This is a genomic window from Bacillus pretiosus, from assembly GCF_051294775.1.
Classification (GTDB): domain Bacteria; phylum Bacillota; class Bacilli; order Bacillales; family Bacillaceae_G; genus Bacillus_A; species Bacillus_A wiedmannii.
In genome coordinates this window covers 1-285 of the sequence record NZ_JBPPHF010000527.1, presented here as the reverse complement: position 1 = coordinate 285, position 285 = coordinate 1, and the positions used below count along the sequence as shown (strand labels likewise).

At 41.4% G+C, this 285-nt stretch carries 1 protein-coding gene; it reads right to left on the bottom strand.

What is annotated here, in order from left to right:
- Nucleotides 1-82: 82 nt before the first annotated feature.
- Nucleotides 83-285: DUF3947 family protein (locus ACSG5Z_RS32020; RefSeq protein ID WP_435712962.1), on the bottom strand; the 203-nt coding region annotated here is incomplete at its 5' end.

Genomic DNA, 285 nt, shown 5'->3' with positions numbered 1-285 from the left:
TAGTTGGTATCCTCTTCGCATTCCTTGGAATGCAGCTAGGCGGAATATAAAAAAGAAAGCGACTCTTATCAGTCGCTTTCTTTCATAAGAAATAAGTCCCACCATATGGAATGGAAAAGAAACTAGCTGGATACACATCATAATTCACACTTTGCATCGGAAATTGTGAGTATGGCATATACTGTCCTTGCATCATTTGTGCCAAATATGCTTGTTGCTGCATTTGAATCGCTTGATTCATAGCATGAATGGTCTCCTGCGCCCCAGCAAGCGTAATAGCTGCTC